2 tRNA genes and 2 rRNA genes are annotated in these 2,093 nt (G+C 51.8%); all 4 read left to right on the top strand.

From position 1 onward, the window contains the following. A 16S ribosomal RNA gene (locus tag AB4Z13_RS32700) occupies positions 1–322 on the top strand; the annotation flags it as partial. A gap of 63 nt (positions 323–385) precedes the next feature. Next, positions 386–462 (top strand) — tRNA-Ile (locus AB4Z13_RS32695). Positions 463–470: 8 nt separating this feature from the next. After that, a tRNA-OTHER gene (locus AB4Z13_RS32690) sits at positions 471–546 on the top strand. A gap of 310 nt (positions 547–856) precedes the next feature. Continuing rightward, positions 857–2,093, top strand: a 23S ribosomal RNA gene (locus AB4Z13_RS32685); the annotation flags it as partial.

Here is a 2,093-nt window from a genome sequence, read left to right as displayed (position 1 = left end):
GGCTTCACACGTCATACAATGGTGCATACAGAGGGTTGCCAACCCGCGAGGGGGAGCTAATCCCAGAAAATGCATCGTAGTCCGGATCGKAGTCTGCAACTCGACTMCGTGAAGYYGGAATCGCTAGTAATCGYGGATCAGMATGCCRCGGTGAATACGTTCCCGGGYCTTGTACACACCGCCCGTCACACCATGGGAGTGGGTTTTGCCAGAAGTAGTTAGCCTAACCGCAAGGAGGGCGATTACCACGGCAGGGTTCATGACTGGGGTGAAGTCGTAACAAGGTAGCCGTAYCGGAAGGTGCGGCTGGATCACCTCCTTTCCAGAGGCTTGTGTTCACAAGTCAAGCGTTCACACTTATCGGTTTGTTTGCTGTTACAGCCAAGGGTCTGTAGCTCAGGTGGTTAGAGCACCGTCTTGATAAGGCGGGGGTCGTAGGTTCAAGTCCTACCAGACCCACCAAGTTATCCGGGGGATTAGCTCAGCTGGGAGAGCAYCTGCYTTRCAAGCAGRGGGTCGKCGGTTCGATCCCGTCATCCTCCACCACTTACCTTGGTTGGTTTGCCAAATGAAAGCACTTAGCGCGAAGGCGCTGTGAGTGCTTTCATTTGGCATTGCCAAGCGATTGGATTCAATGAATCCGTCGGCTGTTCTTTAACAATATGGGATGTAGTAAAGGTGTCGCGCGAGCGTTGATGAGACGCTGAATTATCCAACGCGATACCGGGTTGTGATTGTATCAACCAAAATGTATTTAAAGTGATCGAAAGATGACTTGGAATACGGCACAAACGCGAGAACTCAGACCTATGGTGAGTCGTGTGCTTGAGCGMAAGCTGAGACACACTCGTTATAGGGTCAAGCGAACAAGTGCATGTGGTGGATGCCTTGGCGATTACAGGCGATGAAGGACGCGGTAGCCTGCGAAAAGCTTCGGGGAGCTGGCAAACAAGCTTTGATCCGGAGATGTCCGAATGGGGAAACCCGGCCCTTATGGGTCATCCCTGACTGAATACATAGGTCAGGGAAGCGAACGCGGCGAACTGAAACATCTAAGTAGCTGCAGGAACAGAAATCAACCGAGATTCCCAAAGTAGTGGCGAACGAAATGGGAAGAGCCTTGTACTCTTTAGCAGCATTGTTAGCAGAACGGGATGGAAAGCCCGGCCATAGCAGGTGATAGCCCTGTATGCGAAAACAGCGTTGTGGAACTAGGTGTACGACAAGTAGGGCGGGACACGTGRWATCCTGTCTGAAKATGGGGGGACCATCCTCCAAGGCTAAATACTCGTRATYGACCGATAGTGAACCAGTACCGTGAGGGAAAGGCGAAAAGAACCCCGGGAGGGGAGTGAAATAGATCCTGAAACCGCATGCATACAAACAGTCGGAGCCTGGAAACGGGTGACGGCGTACCTTTTGTATAATGGGTCAGCGACTTACATTCAGTGGCAAGCTTAACCGATTAGGGAAGGCGTAGCGAAAGCGAGTCCGAATAGGGCGTTGAGTCGCTGGGTGTAGACCCGAAACCAGATGATCTATCCATGGCCAGGTTGAAGGTGCGGTAACACGTACTGGAGGACCGAACCCACTAACGTTGAAAAGTTAGGGGATGAGCTGTGGATAGGGGTGAAAGGCTAAACAAATCTGGAAATAGCTGGTTCTCTCCGAAAACTATTTAGGTAGTGCCTCGTGTCTCACCTTCGGGGGTAGAGCACTGTCATGGTTGGGGGGTCTATTGCTGATTACCCCGCCATAGCAAACTCCGAATACCGAAGAGTGCAATCACGGGAGACAGACATCGGGTGCTAACGTCCGGTGTCAAGAGGGAAACAACCCAGACCGCCAGCTAAGGTCCCCAAATATAGCTAAGTGGGAAACGAAGTGGGAAGGCTAAAACAGTCAGGAGGTTGGCTTAGAAGCAGCCACCCTTTAAAGAAAGCGTAATAGCTCACTGATCGAGTCGTCCTGCGCGGAAGATGTAACGGGGCTAAGCTATATACCGAAGCTGCGGACGCACAGTAATGTGCGTGGTAGGAGAGCGTTCTGTAAGCCTGTGAAGGTGTCTTGTAAAGGATGCTGGAGGTATCAGA

The sequence above is a fragment of the Rhizobium sp. YAF28 genome (assembly GCF_052113285.1).
Lineage (GTDB): Bacteria > Pseudomonadota > Alphaproteobacteria > Rhizobiales > Rhizobiaceae > Rhizobium.
This window is presented reverse-complemented; position numbering and strand designations above follow the sequence as displayed.